This is a genomic window from Roseateles sp. (genome assembly GCF_965229315.1).
Taxonomy (GTDB): domain Bacteria; phylum Pseudomonadota; class Gammaproteobacteria; order Burkholderiales; family Burkholderiaceae_C; genus Pelomonas.
Genome location: NZ_CBDDJA010000002.1, coordinates 2,921,758 through 2,937,622 on the forward strand (window position 1 = coordinate 2,921,758; position 15,865 = coordinate 2,937,622).

Below are 15,865 nucleotides of genomic sequence, written 5' to 3' on the forward strand. Positions count from 1 at the left end.
CCCTAGGCATCGCGCAGCCGCGCCGCGCGCCGCAAGGCCACCGCATCGCTCGCCGTGCTGGGGCCGGACTCGCGGCCCAGCCGGAACACGCGCAGCGCGGCGCCGACCTCTTCGGATTGCACCAGCATCTGTCGCGCCGCGCCGGCGAGCTGCTCCACCAGGCTGGCGTTCTGCTGCGTGAACCCGTCCATCTGCTGGATGACCTCCTGCATCTGGGAGATACCCAGCAGCTGCTCCTGCGCGCCGCGGTCGATGTCGCCGATCATGGTGGCGAAGCTCTCCACCGACTTCAGCGTCGTGTCGATGCTGGCGCGTGCGCTGTCGGTCTGGCGCCCGGCCGCCTGCACCTGTTCGGTGGAGGCCATGATCAACTGCTTGATCTCGCGCGCCGCGGTGGAGCTGCGCTGCGCCAGCGCCCGCACCTCCCCGGCGACCACCGCGAAGCCCCGCCCATGCTCACCCGCACGCGCAGACTCCACGGCGGCATTGAGCGCCAGGATGTTGGTCTGGAACGCGATGCCGTCGATGACCTGGATGATGTCGGCGATCTGCTGCGACGAGCGCGTGATGCCGCCCATGGTCTCGGTGACGCCGTGCACGACGTGCGCGCTGCGCCGCGAGACCTCGCTGAGCTCCGCGGCCACGCCGCTGGCCAGGTGCGTGGTGTCGGTGCTCTGGCGAACGGTGGCGGTGATCTCCTCCATGCTGGCCGCGGCCTCCTCCAGGCTGGCGGCCTGCGACTCGGTGCGCTGCGCCAGGTCCTGGTTGCCCTGGGCGATCTCGCGGCTGACGCGGTTCATCTCGTCCATCTCGGCCCGCGTGTCGGTCACCAGGGAACGGATGTTGACCGCCAGTTGGCCCAGTGCCACCTCGAGCGCACGGCTGCGCGGGTCGCCGCTCGGGTCCAGGCTGCCGCTGAGGTCGCCCGCGGCGAGCCGGTTGGCGTGCTGCTCGATATGGGTGAGGCCCAGGCGCAGCCGTCGCTGCACCAGCACCGAGGCCGCGCAGGCGGCCAGCGCGATGGCGCCGCCCGCCAGCCAGGGCGACGGGCCGGCCAGCAGCACGCCCAGCGCGCCGACAGCCGCATAGCCCGGGGCGAGGGACAGCCACGGCAGCGCGGCGAAGGCGCCCTGCAGCCGTCCGCGCCAGTCCAGGCGCCGCAACTGCCCCCCGCGCAGCACGAGTGTCAGGCGAGCGGATCGCTGCTCGCCGCGCATGCGCCCGTACAGCGCCTCGGCCGCCGCGACCTGCGCGCGCGTGGGGTGGGAGCGCACTGACATGTAGGCCACCGGCCGGCCGTCGTCCAGCAGCGGCGTGACGTTGGCCTGGACCCAGTAGTGGTCGCCATCCTTGCGGCGGTTCTTCACGAGCCCCGACCAGGGCCGGCCGGCGCCGATCGTGTCCCACATGTCGCGGAAGGCCTCCGGCGGCATGTCGGGGTGGCGGATCAGGTTGTGGGGCTGACCGAGCAGCTCGTCGCGCGTGTAGCCGCTTGCCGCCACGAAGGCCGCGTTGCAATGCAGGATGCGGCCCTTCAGGTCCGTCGTGGAGACCAGATTGCGGTCAGTGGGCGGCAGGTACTCTCGCTGGGTGACCGGCAGGTTGTTGCGCATGGAATCTCCTTGTCGCGGCCTGTGTGGCGTCGCAGGCCGATGGCGGGCGCGGCCCGCGGATGGGGTCAGGGGTGGGTGCTCGATGCCGGGAACGGCTGGGCTGCCAGCAGCGCCTGCAGCGACTCGGCCGGCGCCGGGCGGCCGAAGTGGTAGCCCTGCATTTCGTCGCAGCCGCGGCGGCGCAGGTAGTCGCGCTGCTGCACGGTTTCGACGCCTTCGGCGACCACGCGCAGATGCAGGCGGTGGGCCAGCGAGATGACCGCATCGACCAGTGCCGCGCCATCGGGCTGCTCGCCGATGCGACAAGTGAAGGACTGGTCGATCTTCAGCGCGTCCAGCGGGAACTGCTGCAGATAGGCCAGGCTGGAATAGCCCGTGCCGAAGTCGTCCAGCGACAACTGGACGCCCAGCGCCTTGATGCGCTTGAGCATGCCGGTCGCCGCCTCGGGCTCGGTGATCAGCATGCCTTCGGTGATCTCGACTTCCAGCCACTGCGCGTCCACGCGGTGACGCTGCAGCGCACCTGCCACGACCTGGTCGAGGTCGCCCGCCGAGAACTGGCGCGCCGCGACGTTCACCGCCACACGCACGACGGGCAGGCCGGCGTCCATCCAGGCACGGATCTGCCGGCAGGCCTCGTCGATGACCCAGGCGCCGATGTCCAGCATCAGGCTGCTCTGCTCGGCGACCGGGATGAACTGGCCGGGCGGCACCAGGCCACAGCCATGGCGGTTCCAGCGCAGCAGCGCCTCGGCGCCGGCGACCCGGCCGGTGGCCGCGTCGATCTTGGGTTGATAGTGCAGCAACAGCTCGTTGCGCTCGAGTGCGCGGCTCAAGTCGGCCTCGACCTCCAGCCTGGCCAGCGCCTCTGCATTGAGGTTGCTCGTGAAAAAGCAGAAGCGGTTGCGCCCCTGCGTCTTGGCCCGGTACATGGCAGCGTCCGCATCGCGCAGCAGCTCGACCGAGTCCTGGCTGCCGTCCATGGGATGCAGGCTGATGCCGATGCTGGCAGTCACGTAGACATCCTTGCCGCAGCTCAGCGGCACGGGTGCCGCCAGCGTGTCGAGCAGGTCACGCGCCAACGTGGCCACGTCGGCCGGCGCGCCGCAGCCTTCGAGCATCACGAGGAACTCGTCGCCCCCCAGCCTGCCGAGCAGGTCGTCGGCGCGCAGCCGGGCCTGCAGCCGCGCGGCGACGCAGACCAGCAGTTCGTCGCCGGCCGGGTGCCCCATGCTGTCGTTGACCGTCTTGAAGCCGTCCAGGTCGATGACCATCAGCGCAATCGCCGTCTCGTGCCGCCGCGCGCGCAGCAGCGCCTGCTCCAGCCGCGCCTGCACGCACATCCGGTTGGGCAGCGCCGTGAGCGGGTCGAAGTTGGACAGGCGCTCGACCTGCGCCTCGGCCGCCTTGCTGCGCGTGACGTCGGTGAACACGCCCACGTAGTGCGTCACCTCGCCTGCACCGTCGCGAACCACGTTGAGCGTCAGCAGTTCGGGATAGACCTCGCCGTTCTTGCGGCGGTTCCAGATCTCGCCCTGCCAGCGGCCGCCGGTGAGCAGCCTGGACCACATCTGCTGGTAGAACTCCGACGAATGGCGGCCCGAGCGCAGCAGCTTCACCGAGGCCCCCACGGCCTCCTCGGCGGTGTAGCCCGTGATGTGGGTGAACGCCGCGTTGACGGTCTGGATGGCACCGTCGGCGCCGGCAATCATGACGCCGTCGCGGATGTTCTCGAAGGCCGTCGCCCACTGCAGCGCCCGCGCTTCGTCGCGACGGCGGGCCGTGACGTCGCGGCTGACCGCGAAGACGCCCAGCAACTGCCCCTGCAGGTCGCGCAAGGCGCCCTTGGTGCTCAGGTAGTTGCGCTCGCCGTCGACGGTGGTCAGCGTGGTCTCGGTGCTGATCGGGCGTTGCGCTGCCAGCGCGGCCTGATCGTCGGCCAGCATGCGTTGGGCATCCTCCGGCGTCAGCAGTTGCGCCGGGCTCTGGCCCAGCATGCTGGCGACGCTCTTGCCCAGCAAGCGCCCCACCTCACGGTTGGCGAACAGCACGCGGCCCTGCAGATCCCTGGCGCAGATCGCATCGGGCGAGCTTTCGGCAATCGCCTCGAGCAGGCGCCAGGCGCGCAGTTGCTCCGCCTGCGCGGCATCGTGCTGCTGCAAGAGCTGGCGGTCGCGGCGCAGCAGCAGGCGGTACAGCAGCAGGCCGGTCAACAGCACGAAGGCCGCCCCCTCCATGCGCCCGATGCCAGCCAGGCCCAGCAGGTCCGGCGCCACCACCAGCAGCACATCGTCGGAACCGGCGATCAAGGCCAGCCCCAGCACCGCGTAGGCGACGGCCGCCACCGCGGGCCTGTCCCATGCCACGTGCGGATGGCGGCTCCCGGACCCCGCGTCTGCCGTTGAAGAGACGGTCTGTTCACTCATGCAAGCCTCCCTGGCTTTTTGTCGTCCCACCCAGCGCCCGCGCGCTGCGCTCACTGCAGCGTGTGCCCCACGGGAGCCAGGCAGTGCTGGACATACGCCTCAAGCCGGCCCACGTCGGGGATGCCGATGTCGCGCCGGCCCTTCTCGGGAAAACAGATCAAGTCCTGCCGCACCAGCCTGGACAGCGCGCGGCTGACCGTCTCCAGCGTCATGCCCAGGTAGTTGCCGATCTCGGCGCGGGTCATGCACAGCGTGATCTGGTCCGTGCGCATGCCCCGGCAAGCGAGGTTCTCCGCCCAGTAGCGCAGGAAGTCGGCGACGCGCGCATGGGCGGGCATGGTGCAGACCGACATCATGGAGTCGCGGTCACGCAGGATCTCGCCGCTCATCGCCTCATGCACCAGGCCCATCAGCTCCGGGTGGCGCGCGCAGGCCGCCAGCAGCGCGTCGTAGCGGATCGCCCAGACCTCCCCCGTGTCCATCGCGACCGCGTCGCAGACATAGTGGCCCTTGGCGATGCCCGCGAACCCCAGCCAGTCACCACGGAACTTCAGGCCGACGACCTGTTCGCGGCCATCGGCCGACAGGCTCAGCAGCTTGAAGATGCCGGAGTTGAGGACGTAGAGATGGCTGAAGCGCTCGCCGCTCTGGTAGATCGCATCGCCCGCCCGCACGACGCGGCGCTGCGGATCCAGCGTGCGCGACAGCAGTTGCAGCGTCTCGCCGATGCGCTGGCCGGCGCGCCGGTTGGCGTCGTCCACGGCGGTCCGCGGTGGCGTCGGCTCGGCGAGCACCGGGCCGGACGGGTCGATTGACAGACCGGGGTTGCTGCTGAGCATGGCCATCTCCTGGGTTGCGGGTGAATGGATGCTAGGCAGCGGCTGCAAATGCCGTGGCAATGCCGGGCGTCAATCGGTGACGCTGGGTGAACGGAGGGCAAACGGACGGTGAACGGGGCGTCGCCGTGGCAGCGAACGCGGGTGCGGGCGCGAGGATTTGATCGCGGTCAAGGCTTGGCGCGATGGGCCGACTAGGCTGCGACTCATTGCAAAGACGCAAGTCCTCCCCAGGTTCCTTCCATGCATTCCCCCTCCTGGCTGCACCTGCCGGCGTCGACCACTTCCCCATCCACGGACGAACTGCAGACGCTGCTGGCGCACGCGCAAGCCCTGCAGCACGGCCCGGCCCAGGTGCTTCAAGGCAAGCGGCTGGCCCTGATGTGCGCCGACGCGCACAGCCAGGAGGCGCAACTGTTCCTGCAGGCGGCCCGGGAGCTGGGGGTGCACGTCTCGTTGCTGCCCGCATCAACCGCCCACTGCCGACCGGAGGAGCTGCCCGAGATCGGCGCGATGCTGGGCCGGCTCTACGACGCGGTGGAATGGCAGGGCGTGAGCGCGGATGCCGTGTGCCAACTGGCCGCCGCCAGCGGCATCCCCATGTTCACCGCACTGGCAGGCCAGCAACACCGGCTCTTCAGCCTGGCCAAGAACTGGGAAGCCGGCCTGCCGCTGGCCGAGCGGCACCGCCGGCTGATCCAGGCGGCCCTGGTGATGACGCTGATTTAGGCCCCGACGCAATGCACAGGCCCCGCCCGTGGGAGGCCACGGCATTTTTGTTGGCACCCGATGAGCTCTTCGGCCTGGCGTTTCGGCGTTTACGTTGACCCTCGCTGCGGCCACGCCGTGGCGGGACTTGCGTCCACCACCGGAGCCCCACGCCATGTTCCCCTCGCTTGCCCGCATCCTCGTCGTCCTGCCACTGGCCGCCGGCCTCACCCACGCCCACGCACAAGCCCCCGCGCTGGCCAGCGACAACCTGGCCACTTTCAAGGGCGCGAAGAAGGTCGTGGTCGACCACTTCGGCGTCGAGTTCATCACCACGCTGAAGGCGCGCGGCCAGGGCGGCGGCTCGTCGGCCAACATCGACGCGAAGCTGGAGGGCGTGTCCGACGCGGCCATGCAGGCGCTGACCGACCGCGCCTACCAGGACACCGTGACCGCGCTGACCCAGGCAGGCTTCGAGGTCGTCCCCGCGGACGAACTGCAGGCGCAGCCGCTGTACCAGTCGCTGATGGCCAAGGTCGCCCATGACGCGCCCTACGTCGTGGACGACACCGGCGCCTATTCGCGCATCTTCGCGCCGGCCGGCATGAAGGCCGTCTTCAAGTCGGGCGCGGACAACCGCGGCACCATGGGTGACCGCATGGATGCCTTCAACAGCAAATACCAGGGCGAGTTCAGCGACGTGGCCAAGGGCCTGGGCGTGTACCTGGTGCGCTTCCACTACCTGGCCAGCTTCGGCAGCACCACGTCGTCCAAGGGTTTCCTGTCCTCGTTCACCGGCAAGGCGCGTGCGGCCGTGGAGACCGGCCCGACGCTGATGGCCAAGAGCACGCTGGTGCAGGTCATCTCGCACGAGGGCGCGCGCATCTTCGCCAGCAGCCCGCGCGGCGGCAACGCCAACATCTGGCTGGAGAACCCGCTGGTCGTCAAGGCAGACGGCTTTGCACTGGAGGACACCACCACCGAGGAAAGCAAGCGCAGCGACGGTGTCGCCAACGCGCTGTCGGTCGGCCTGAACCTGCTGACCGGCGGCCGCGGCGCCAGCCAGACGAGCAACAAGACGATGGTGGTGAGGCTGACGGAGGACAACTTCAACGAGAGCTACCTGCGCATGATCGGCCAGGCCCGCGATGCGTTCGTGGAGAAGCTGGTGGCGGCTCGGTGAGCCGTTTGGCGCTGCCGTGCGGCGTAGACCAGCGAGTCCCTGTCCTCAACGTGTCTGGAGCCCCCATGAATTCCGCCCGCCCCGCCATGCCTGCCCTCGCGACAGCGCTCGCAATGGCCCTCTCCAGCTTCGGCGCCCATGCCGACACCCCCGTCGTCTTCGGCTTCGAGGAGCTGTCCGTGCCGTTCTACAGCGCCGGCACCATCCCTGACGGCTATGCCGGCGCCACCTGGACGGGCTGGATCCTGCGCCGCCGCGACGAGTTGCAATACACCGGCCTGAACGGCGGCTCCGGCGCCATCCTCGCGTTGGCCGTGGCCGACAGCCCGGAAATCAGCTTCGCCTCGCCGGTGCTCTTCGACGGTCTCTTCGCCTTCAATCCCACCGCCAAGCTGGCCTTCAACCTGTTCCTGCACGGCGAGTACGTCGGCACCTCGGGAACGCGGCCGGCGGGCGGTGGCTTCCTGGCGAGCAACTACAGCGGCCAGGTCGACCGCATCGTCTTCAATGGCAGCGCCTACGCATTCAGCATCGACGACATGTCGGCCACCCTCGCCGCGCCGGTTCCCGAGCCCGGCGCCTGGGCGCTGATGCTGGCGGGTGTTGCCGGGCTGGGCCTGTTGCGGCGGCGCAGCCGGCGAGCCTAGGGTACGTTGACGCGACGGGAGCAGGCCGCGTTGTGACCAGAAAGTCCGCGAGCAAGGCGCGGAACGAAGCTTGGGTAGGCCCCAAGCGAGGCTCCGCAACGCCGCGCGCGGGCTTTCTGGTCACAACCCGAAGGGAAGGCCATTCGCCAGGGGCCACTCGGCGTTGCACCGCTTGCCCGCATATCAATGCGGGCGGCGCGCTGCGCCTTGATTGGCCCCTGGCGGATGGTCTTCGAGACCTACTCCCGTCGTGTCAACAGGCCCTAGGCCAGCGGCTGCGCGCCCAGCTCGCGGCGCAGCCACGCACGCGCCACCGTCCAGTCGCGCTTGACGGTGGCCAGCGAGATGCCCAGCACCTCGGCGATCTCCTCGTTCTCCAGCCCGCCGAAGAAACGCAGCTCCACCACCTTGGCGGCCCGCAGGTCCACCGCCTCGAAGGCCAGGATGGCTTCATGCACCGCCACCACATCGGCCGCGCCGTCGCCGGCCACCAGCTCGTGCGCATCCTGCATGTCGGTGAGCGACAGCGACACCAGCTGCGCCTCGCGCTTCGCGGCGCGCTTGGCCATCGCGTGGTTGACCAGGATGCGCCGCATCATCGTGGACGCCACGGCCAGGAAATGGGCGCGGTTGTGCCAGCGCGTGCGCGTCTGCTCGGCCATGCGGAACCAGGCCTCGTGCGTGAGCGCCGTGGCGCTGAGCGTGTGGCCGGCCTGCTCGCGCGCCATGTGGCTGCGGGCGATGCGGTGCAGCTCGGCATACAGCCGCTCGAACAGCTCGTTGGAGACGCCGGCGGCCGCGCCCTCGTTGAGCAGGCGCAGCCACTGGGTCACATCGGCGGACGGCGATGGCGTGGAACTCATCGGACACCGGCTTCTGAAACCGGCCACAGCAAGGGTTGTCCATTGTGTGACCCGCAGGTGCCGCGACTACGCTGGGCGTAACCCCAATGTCGAACCGTTGACGACGCCATGACGACCACCCCGCAAGACTTGACGCCCGACTGGCCGCTGGTGCGCCGGCTGTTCGACCAGGCGCTGCAACTGGCCCCGCACGACCGCGCCGCCTTCGTCCAGGCCCAGGCGATGGACGAGGCCAGCCGCGCGGAACTGCGCTCGCTGCTGTCCCACCACAACGAGGCCACCGAAGGCGAGCCGCTGCTGGCCAACTCGCCGGCCCTCGCGCCGCAGGCGGGCGCGTCGCGCACGGGCGAGCACTTCGGCCCCTGGGTCATCGTCGGCCCGCTGGGCGTGGGCGGCATGGGCGAGGTCTTCGAGGCCCGCCGCGCCGACGGCAGCTACGAAGGGCGCGCGGCGATCAAGGTGCTCAAGCGCGGCGCGGGCGACAGCGCCGCCGTGCTGCAGCGCTTCATGCAGGAACGCCAGGCGCTGGCGCGGCTGGAGCACCCGAACATCGCCCGCATGCTGGACGCCGGCCTCAGCGGCGACGGCCTGCCCTACTTCGTCATGGAGTACGTGGATGGGCAGCCCATCGATGCTGCCGCCCTCGGGCTGCCGCTGGAGCAGCGGCTGGGCCTGTTCCTGCAACTGGCCGATGCGGTCGCCTACGCGCACCGCAACCTGCTCGTGCACCGCGACCTCAAGCCCGGCAACGTGCTGGTGACCGCGGAGCAGCAGGTCAAGCTGCTGGACTTCGGCATCGCCAAGGCGCTGGACCCGCTGGACGGCGCCGCGCCCGAGGCCACGCTGGACGGCGCCCGCCCCTTCACCCCGAACTACGCCAGCCCCGAGCAGGTGCGCGGCGAACCCGTGGGCACGGCCACCGACATCTACAGCCTGGGCTGCCTGCTCTACCTGATGCTGACCGGCGTGCGCGCCACCGGCCGCAACGCCGCCACGGCGGCCGAAGCGGCGCAGGCCGTGCTGCTGGAGGCGCCCACGCGCCCCAGCACGCTGCCCGACACCACGGCCCAGGACCCGGCCTGGCCCCAGTTGCGCCGCCGTGTCGCCGGCGACCTCGACAACATCGTGCTGCAGGCGCTGGAGAAGTCACCGCAGCACCGCTACAGCAGCGTCGAGGCGATGTCCGACGACATCCGGCGCTACCTCGGCGGCCACCCGGTGCGGGCGCACAAGGCGGGCGCGCTCTACGTGTTCGGCAAGTTCGTGCGCCGCAACCGCCTGGCCGTGGCCGCCGTCAGCACGGCGGTGCTGGCGCTGGCCGTGGGCCTGGGTACCGCGCTCTGGCAGGCCCGCGAGGCGCGCCTCGCCCGCGACGACGCCCAGGCCCACCTGAAGGACCTGCGCGCCATCACCCGCGAGCTGGTCGGCAAGTTCGCCGATGCGGTGACCTACATCCCCGGCGGCATGAAGATCAAGGAAGACCTGCTCAACCAGACGGTCAAGAGCCTGGACCGCCTGGCGCAGTCGTCCGACCGCGACCCCGGCCTGATGACCGAGGTGGTGGCCAGCTACGCGCGCCTGGCCGAGCTGCAGGGCAACGACCAGGGCCTGGCGCTGGGCAAGCCCGACGCGGCCAAGGTCAATGCCGACAAGGCCGTCGCCATGGCCGAGCAGGTGCTGGCCGGCAACCGCGGCGAATGGCGGCTGGCCTCCTGGGCGGCGCGGGCCTACGACATCCGCGCCAAGCTGCTGCGCGCCCAGGGCCGGGTTCCCGAGGCGCTCAAGGAGATCGATGCCGCGGCCAAGGTGCTGGAGCTGGCCGACCTGAGCCGGGCCGACGCCATGGGTCGCGTCAGCATCCCCAGCGAAGCCGCGGGCCTGCTGATCATGCGCGGGCAGTTGACGGGGCAGCTCGTCATCAAGCAACAGGCGCCGCTGGCCGAAGCCTTCGCCGCGCTGGACCGCGCCGCCGCGCTGATGACGCCGCTGCTCGACCAGCGCCCGCTGCTGGAGGCGCTGGACCTCAGCGACGGCCGGCCGGAGGACCCCAAGGCCTATGCCCAGATCCTCACCAACCTGGGCGTGATCCACGGCGCCAAGGCCAAGATCCTGCATGGCCTCGAACAGTGGGACCCGTCCGTGCCGGAGTCGGCCGAGGCCGTGCGGCTGGACAAGGCCGCCGTCGCCTACGACCCCAAGCCCACGATCTGGAAGGACACGCTGGCGATCGAGCTCAACAACCTGGCGCTGGGACTGATCCACCAGCAGCGCTACGCCGAGGCGCTGGCTGCCGCCGAGGAAAGCCGTGCGACGGCGCAACTGCTGATCCAGCAGGACGGCCCCAAGAGCCGCTGGGTGGGCATGCTGCCCCGGCTGGCCATCCAGCGCGGCCGCGCACTGGCGGGCGTCGGCCGGCACGCCGAGGCGCTGGCGGCCTACGAGGAGGGCATCGCCTACTGGACATCGGTGCTCAAGTCGCCACCCAGCGACGGTGTCAGGCTGGAAGCCGAGAGGGCGCTGGGGGTGCTGCGGACGGCGCAGACAGCATCGCGCTGAGTCCGCATGCGCGCCGGCCGAAGCGCGTCGCGCTCAGGCCTCGCCCGCGTCCAGCGGCGCCAGCAGCAGGTTCAGCTCCGTCGCGCTGAACTTGCTCAGCATCGCGCCGTCGTCGCGGCCGAGCAGACCATCCGCCAGCGCCTGCTTGCGCGCCTGCAGCTCCAGCATGCGCTCCTCGATGCTGCCCTGCGCGACGAGCTGGTAGACGAACACCGGCTGGTCCTGGCCGATGCGGTGGGCGCGTGCGCTGGCCTGGGCCTGCACGGCGGGGTTCCACCACGGGTCGACGTGGATGACGGTGTCGGCGGCCGTCAGGTTCAGGCCCACGCCGCCCGCCTTCAGGCTGGCGAGCAGGATGGGTTCCTCGCGAGCCTGGAAGCGCGCGACGACGGCACCGCGCTGCGCCGCCGGCGTCGCACCGCTCAGCCGCAGGTGCGGCAGGCCCAGCGTGCCGAGTTCGTCGGCGATCAGGTCCAGCATCTCGGTGAACTGCGAGAACACCAGCAGCCGCCGGCCCTGCGCGACGAGGTCGGGCAGGTGCTCGCGCAGCCATTCGAGCTTGGCGCGCTCGATATGCGGCGCCATCGCGACACCCTTCACCAGCCGCGGGTCGCAGCAGACCTGGCGCAGCTTGAGCATCGCGTCCAGCACGCTGATGAGGCTGGTGGGCGTGAAGCCGTCGCGCGCCAGGATGCGCCGCACCATGTGGTCGGCGGCGACGCGCACGCTTTCGTAGAGCTGCTTCTGCTGGCCCTCCAGCGGCACGCGCCTGACGAGCTCGGTCAGCGGCGGCAGCTCGGTGGCGACCTCGCTCTTCATGCGGCGCAGGATGAAGGGCCGCACGCGAGCAGCCAGCAGCCGGGCACGCGGGCCGTCGCGGTTGACCTCGATGGGCTTGCGCCAGTGGCGCGCGAACGTGCGCGAGTCGCCCAGGAAGCCGGGCATCAGCAGGTCGAACAGCGACCACAGCTCGCCCAGGTGGTTCTCCAGCGGCGTGCCGGTCAGCGCCAGCAGGTGGCGCACGTCCAGCCGCCGCAGCGCGCGCGCCGCGCGGGCCTGCGCGTTCTTGACGGCCTGCGCTTCGTCGAGGATCAACAGGTGCCAGGGCTGGGCGGCCAGCATGCGCAGGTCGCGCCAGACCAGTGCGTAGGTCGTCAGCACGATGTCGGCGTCAGCGAGGCTGGCCTCCTTGGCACGCGAGGTGCCGTGCCAGGTCTGCACCTTCAGCCCCGGCGCGATGCGCGCGGCCTCCTGCCGCCAGTTGAACAGCAGCGAGGTGGGCACGATGACCAGCGCAGGCCGGTCCAGCCGGCCCGACTGCCTCTCGGTCCAGATGTGGGCCAGCGCCTGCGCCGTCTTGCCCAGGCCCATGTCGTCGGCCAGGATGCCGGCGAGGCGCTGCTCGCGCAGGTACTGCAGCCAGGCCAGGCCATGCAGTTGGTAAGGCCGCAGCGGCAGGCCCAGGCCTGCTGGCTGTGCGACGGGTGCCGGCATGCCGGCACCCAGCAGGCGCCGGCCCAGCGCACGCAGGCCGGCGTCGCCCTGGATCTGCCAGCGGCCCCGAGACTCGTCCTCGATGCAGCGCAGCCGGTCGGCATCCCATGCGTTGAGCCGCAGCGGCTCACCCTTGTCCAGCTGCGCCGGCTTCAGCAGGTCCAGCAGCGCCAGCATGATGGCCTTGAGCGGCTGCGCCTGCGCATGAAAGCGCCGGCCGCCGGGCGCGCGCAGCTTGATGAGGGCGTCGTCCTCGATGGCGCCGATGGCGACCGCATCGAGCCAGCGCTTGTCGTGGCGCAGCAGGTTGGCCATCAGCGGCGCCAGGTCGATGCGCTCGCCGTCCACGTCCAGCCCCAGGCTCACCAGCCAGGCGCCCTGCCGGCGCGCGAGCTGCACACCGTCCACCCGGCGGGCAGGCCGCGGCGCATCTTCGGCAGCGGCCTCCGTCAGTCCGAGCTGCCAGCCGCTGACGGCGCGGCTGTGGTGCGCAAAGCCCGGCTCGGCGGTGACCTGCCAGCCCTGCGCTTGCAGCTCGGGCACCTTGTCGGCGTGGAAGTCGCCGAAGAATTCTTCCTGCGGCAGCGTCCAGAGGGCGTCGCCGAGCCGCTGCGCGTCGCCCCGCCACTGCAGCAGGCCGGGGTCCAGTGGCACGAGGCCCAGCTTCAGCAGCGCCTGCTCGGCGCCGGCATCGCCGGACGCCAGCACGGCCACCGTCACCTGCTCGCCGCGCGGGCCCAGCGGGCCGCGCGGGCGCAGGCCCAGCAGACCGTCGCCGCGGGTCAGCGTGCGCAGCGTGAGGTGGGGCGGCGAAACAGGCATCGCGACAGTCTCGCAGCCCGCGAGACCGCCGCGGTCGAGATCAGGACGCGAGAACGCCCTTGATGTGAGAGGCGATGGCGTCGTCCTGGCAGTTCGTGAAGAACAGTTCCTGGAACTTCTCGCCCGACACGGCGGCCTTCAGCAGGTCCTGGTCGACCGCCTTCAGCGTGGTCAGCATGTCCTTGCAGGACGCGGCCTTCAGGTCCTTCAGGATGCCGCGGTTCTTGGCCATGATGGCGGCGCGCTCCTTGGGGTAGCCGGCGCCGCGCTCGTTCTCCAGCAGCTTGCGGTAGCAGTCCTGCAGGTTCAGCTCGGCGGCCCAGCCGAAGCCCTTGGCGTAGGGCATGGACATGCAGTTGCCGTCGTTGATCTGGCCGAACAGGAAGGCGTCCGTCGGGTCGATGACCAGGCCGCAGAACACGCCGGGCATGGCGTTGCACGCCAGCATGGAGCCCATGCCGGTGCCGCAGCCGGTGACGACGAAGTCGGCGGCTTTGCTGTTCAGCAGGATGCCGGCGAGCAGGCCGTTCATCACGTAGGTCAGCGAGGCCTTGTCTTCCGGCGTGTACATGCCGTAGTGGTGCACGCTGTGGCCCAGCGGCTCAGCGACGGTCTTGAGCGCGTTGTGGACGATCTCGGACTTGGCGGCCTGGCTGTTCTCGATGATGAGGGCGATCTTCATGGCGGTGGCTTTCGGTAGCGGAATGAGGGCTGGGGCGGCCCAGGCCACCCCGATGCGTGAGACGCTGCAGCTCGGGCCAGAGGGGCCGTGAGCGCGTACCGTCATGCCAGGTGTCATCCTTGAGAAGGACGGGACTGCATGGTCCCGCTGAGCGACCTGGACAACCGCTCACCCGGGGGCGGGTAGCGGCACGGCGGCCATTGTGCCTTTTATTTAAAACAGCGTTTCAATTCCTTGCCGAACCCCGACATCAAGGAGGGCTCCCCACGTCAGCGGCGGTGGGGATCGTTCGGACGGCGGTCGGCGCCATTGGGCACACCGTCATGGTCCGCGTCACCGCGCGCCCAGCCACCTCGCCTCAGCTCCCAATGGCCGTCGCGCTGCTCCCAGGCCGGCTGGTTGTACGAATAGCCGCGGCGCTCCTTCATCCATACGCCCTGCTGCCAGACGTGGCGGCGGCCATTCCAGTTCCAGTAGCCGGGCACCCAGACATAGCCTCGGCGTGCAGCGGGAACCACTTCATGACGCGGCGGCGGCGGCGCGGTCCGGATGGACACCGTCACCTGCGCCGACGCGGCGGTCGGGAGGACAGCGGCACCGAAGGCGCAACTGGCGGCGATGCACGAAGCGAGGATGGTCTTGTTGAGCATGACGATCTCCAGAAGGTAGGAGGTCATTCAACGTCGGGGCCATGCAGCGGGTGGTCGGCGGCGTGCCCATCGGCGTGTCAGCCGACTGCTGACGCCGCAAAGATGTGCAAAGCGCCGCGTCAGTCGCGCTGCCCGCCCAGCGACTTCAGCGCGCGGCCGGCAGGCAGCGCGCGCAGGTACTTGAAGGTGCCGGTGGCATGCGCGCAGAGCTTGTCGCCCGCGCCATAGACCGAGCCCTCGCAAAAGGCCATCGTCGTGGAGCGGTGCAGCAGCTTGCCGACCGCGCGCAGTTCGCCCTCGCCGGGGCGCATGAAGCTGGTCTTCATCTCGACGGTGACGACACCTGGCCCCAGGTCGGGCCCCGTGTCCAGTTCGCGGCGGTTCACGCTGCGTGCCGCGTGCGCCATCGCGACGTCCAGCAGCGTCATGACGACGCCGCCATGCGCCACGCGCCACGAGTTCAGGTGCTGCTCGGCAATGGTCAGCCGCAGCTCGGCCTCGCCATCACCGACGCTGTGCAGCGAGAAACCGAGTTGCTCGACGAAGGGGATGTGGACGGGGAACTCCATGGAAGGCTTATCCGCCGTGGATGGCGGACACGCCGCCGTCCACCGCCAGGATCTGGCCGGTGATGTGCTTGCCGGCCCGGGACGCGAACAGCAGCGCGGCGCCCTTGAGGTCGTCCTCGTCGCCGATGCGGTTCAGCGGCGCGTGGGACGCCAGTTGCTCTTCACCGATGGCAGCCAGCAGGCCCTTGGTCATCTTGCTGGGGAAGAAGCCCGGCGCGAGCGCGTTGACGGTGATGCCGTAGCGGCCCCACTCGCCAGCCAGCGCACGCGTGAAGTTCACGGCGGCGCCCTTGCTGGTGTTGTACGCAATGGTCCTCATGACGGCCGAGTTGCCGCCCAGGCCGGCGATGGACGCCACGTTGATGATGCGACCCGACTGGCGCGGGATCATGCTGGCCTTGGCCACCGCCTGCGCGAAGACGAACAGGCTGCGGATGTTCAGGTCCATGACCTTGTCCCAGGCTTCGATGGGATGTTCCTCGGCCGGCGCACCCCAGCTCGCACCGGCGTTGTTGACCAGGATGTCGATTCTTCCCATGCGCTCCATCGTCTCGGTGACAACGCGCTGCGCGTCGGCTTCCTTGGAGGCGTCGGCGGCGATCCAGCGCGTGTCGATGCCGCGCGCCTGCAGGTGGGCCGCGGCTTCTTCCAGGTCAGCCGCCTTGCGTGAGGTCAGCATGATCTTGGCGCCGGCGTCGCCCAGCGCCTCGGCGATCTGCAGGCCCAGGCCCCGCGAGCCGCCGGTGACGAGGGCCACCTGGCCGGTCAGGTCGAAGAGGTCTTGGACTTTGGTGCTCATGGTGTGTCTCCAGCTTC

13 protein-coding genes are annotated in these 15,865 nt (G+C 70.3%); 4 read left to right on the forward strand and 9 right to left on the reverse strand.

Translation table 11 applies throughout. From position 1 onward, the window contains the following. Nucleotides 1-2: 2 nt before the first annotated feature. From ACO07H_RS18385 to ACO07H_RS18395, 3 genes are all read right to left on the reverse strand, one after another. Entirely contained in the window at nucleotides 3-1,613 is a 1,611-nt protein-coding gene (locus tag ACO07H_RS18385; RefSeq protein WP_422016776.1) for a methyl-accepting chemotaxis protein, read from the reverse strand. Nucleotides 1,614-1,678: 65 nt separating this feature from the next. Further along, nucleotides 1,679-4,039, reverse strand: a complete 2,361-nt coding sequence (locus ACO07H_RS18390; protein ID WP_422016778.1) for a putative bifunctional diguanylate cyclase/phosphodiesterase — start codon at nucleotides 4,037-4,039, stop codon at nucleotides 1,679-1,681. Between the two features lie 50 nt (nucleotides 4,040-4,089). Then, nucleotides 4,090-4,878 (reverse strand): Crp/Fnr family transcriptional regulator, encoded by a 789-nt coding sequence (locus tag ACO07H_RS18395; protein WP_422016780.1) that lies wholly within the window; start codon nucleotides 4,876-4,878, stop codon nucleotides 4,090-4,092. Nucleotides 4,879-5,118: 240 nt separating this feature from the next. Here ACO07H_RS18395 and ACO07H_RS18400 point away from each other — a divergent pair, with 240 nt between their 5' ends. The 3 genes from ACO07H_RS18400 to ACO07H_RS18410 all read left to right on the forward strand — a co-directional run bounded on the left by ACO07H_RS18400 (nucleotide 5,119) and on the right by ACO07H_RS18410 (nucleotide 7,413). Continuing rightward, nucleotides 5,119-5,604, forward strand: a complete 486-nt coding sequence (locus ACO07H_RS18400; protein WP_422016782.1) for a hypothetical protein — start codon at nucleotides 5,119-5,121, stop codon at nucleotides 5,602-5,604. Between the two features lie 154 nt (nucleotides 5,605-5,758). After that, the gene (locus ACO07H_RS18405) at nucleotides 5,759-6,766 is read left to right on the forward strand and encodes a hypothetical protein (RefSeq protein WP_422016784.1); all 1,008 of its coding nucleotides are present in this window, start codon (nucleotides 5,759-5,761) and stop codon (nucleotides 6,764-6,766) included. A gap of 65 nt (nucleotides 6,767-6,831) precedes the next feature. Continuing rightward, a complete protein-coding gene (locus tag ACO07H_RS18410) occupies nucleotides 6,832-7,413 on the forward strand; it encodes a PEP-CTERM sorting domain-containing protein (RefSeq protein ID WP_422016786.1) in 582 nt (193 codons plus the stop codon). A 263-nt stretch (nucleotides 7,414-7,676) separates the two neighbouring features. On the opposite strand, the gene ACO07H_RS18415 is transcribed toward ACO07H_RS18410, so the two are convergent. Further along, nucleotides 7,677-8,276, reverse strand: a complete 600-nt coding sequence (locus tag ACO07H_RS18415; protein WP_422016788.1) for an ECF-type sigma factor — start codon at nucleotides 8,274-8,276, stop codon at nucleotides 7,677-7,679. A 108-nt stretch (nucleotides 8,277-8,384) separates the two neighbouring features. Between ACO07H_RS18415 and ACO07H_RS18420 the strand changes: the two genes are divergently transcribed. Next, entirely contained in the window at nucleotides 8,385-10,832 is a 2,448-nt protein-coding gene (locus ACO07H_RS18420; protein WP_422016790.1) for a protein kinase domain-containing protein, read from the forward strand. Between the two features lie 33 nt (nucleotides 10,833-10,865). On the opposite strand, the gene ACO07H_RS18425 is transcribed toward ACO07H_RS18420, so the two are convergent. From ACO07H_RS18425 to ACO07H_RS18445, 5 genes are all read right to left on the reverse strand, one after another. Next, the gene (locus ACO07H_RS18425) at nucleotides 10,866-13,148 is read right to left on the reverse strand and encodes a DEAD/DEAH box helicase (RefSeq protein WP_422016792.1); all 2,283 of its coding nucleotides are present in this window, start codon (nucleotides 13,146-13,148) and stop codon (nucleotides 10,866-10,868) included. A 40-nt stretch (nucleotides 13,149-13,188) separates the two neighbouring features. After that, complete coding sequence (locus ACO07H_RS18430) at nucleotides 13,189-13,830, reverse strand: RpiB/LacA/LacB family sugar-phosphate isomerase (RefSeq protein WP_422016794.1); 642 nt, start codon at nucleotides 13,828-13,830, stop codon at nucleotides 13,189-13,191. Between the two features lie 269 nt (nucleotides 13,831-14,099). After that, nucleotides 14,100-14,507 (reverse strand): YXWGXW repeat-containing protein, encoded by a 408-nt coding sequence (locus ACO07H_RS18435; protein WP_422016796.1) that lies wholly within the window; start codon nucleotides 14,505-14,507, stop codon nucleotides 14,100-14,102. A 92-nt stretch (nucleotides 14,508-14,599) separates the two neighbouring features. Beyond that, nucleotides 14,600-15,049: a PaaI family thioesterase gene (locus ACO07H_RS18440; protein ID WP_422016798.1), complete on the reverse strand. Its 450-nt coding sequence runs from the start codon at nucleotides 15,047-15,049 to the stop codon at nucleotides 14,600-14,602. A gap of 7 nt (nucleotides 15,050-15,056) precedes the next feature. Next, nucleotides 15,057-15,848, reverse strand: coding sequence for an SDR family oxidoreductase (locus ACO07H_RS18445; protein WP_422016800.1), 792 nt, complete (start codon nucleotides 15,846-15,848; stop codon nucleotides 15,057-15,059). Nucleotides 15,849-15,865 lie beyond the last annotated feature (17 nt).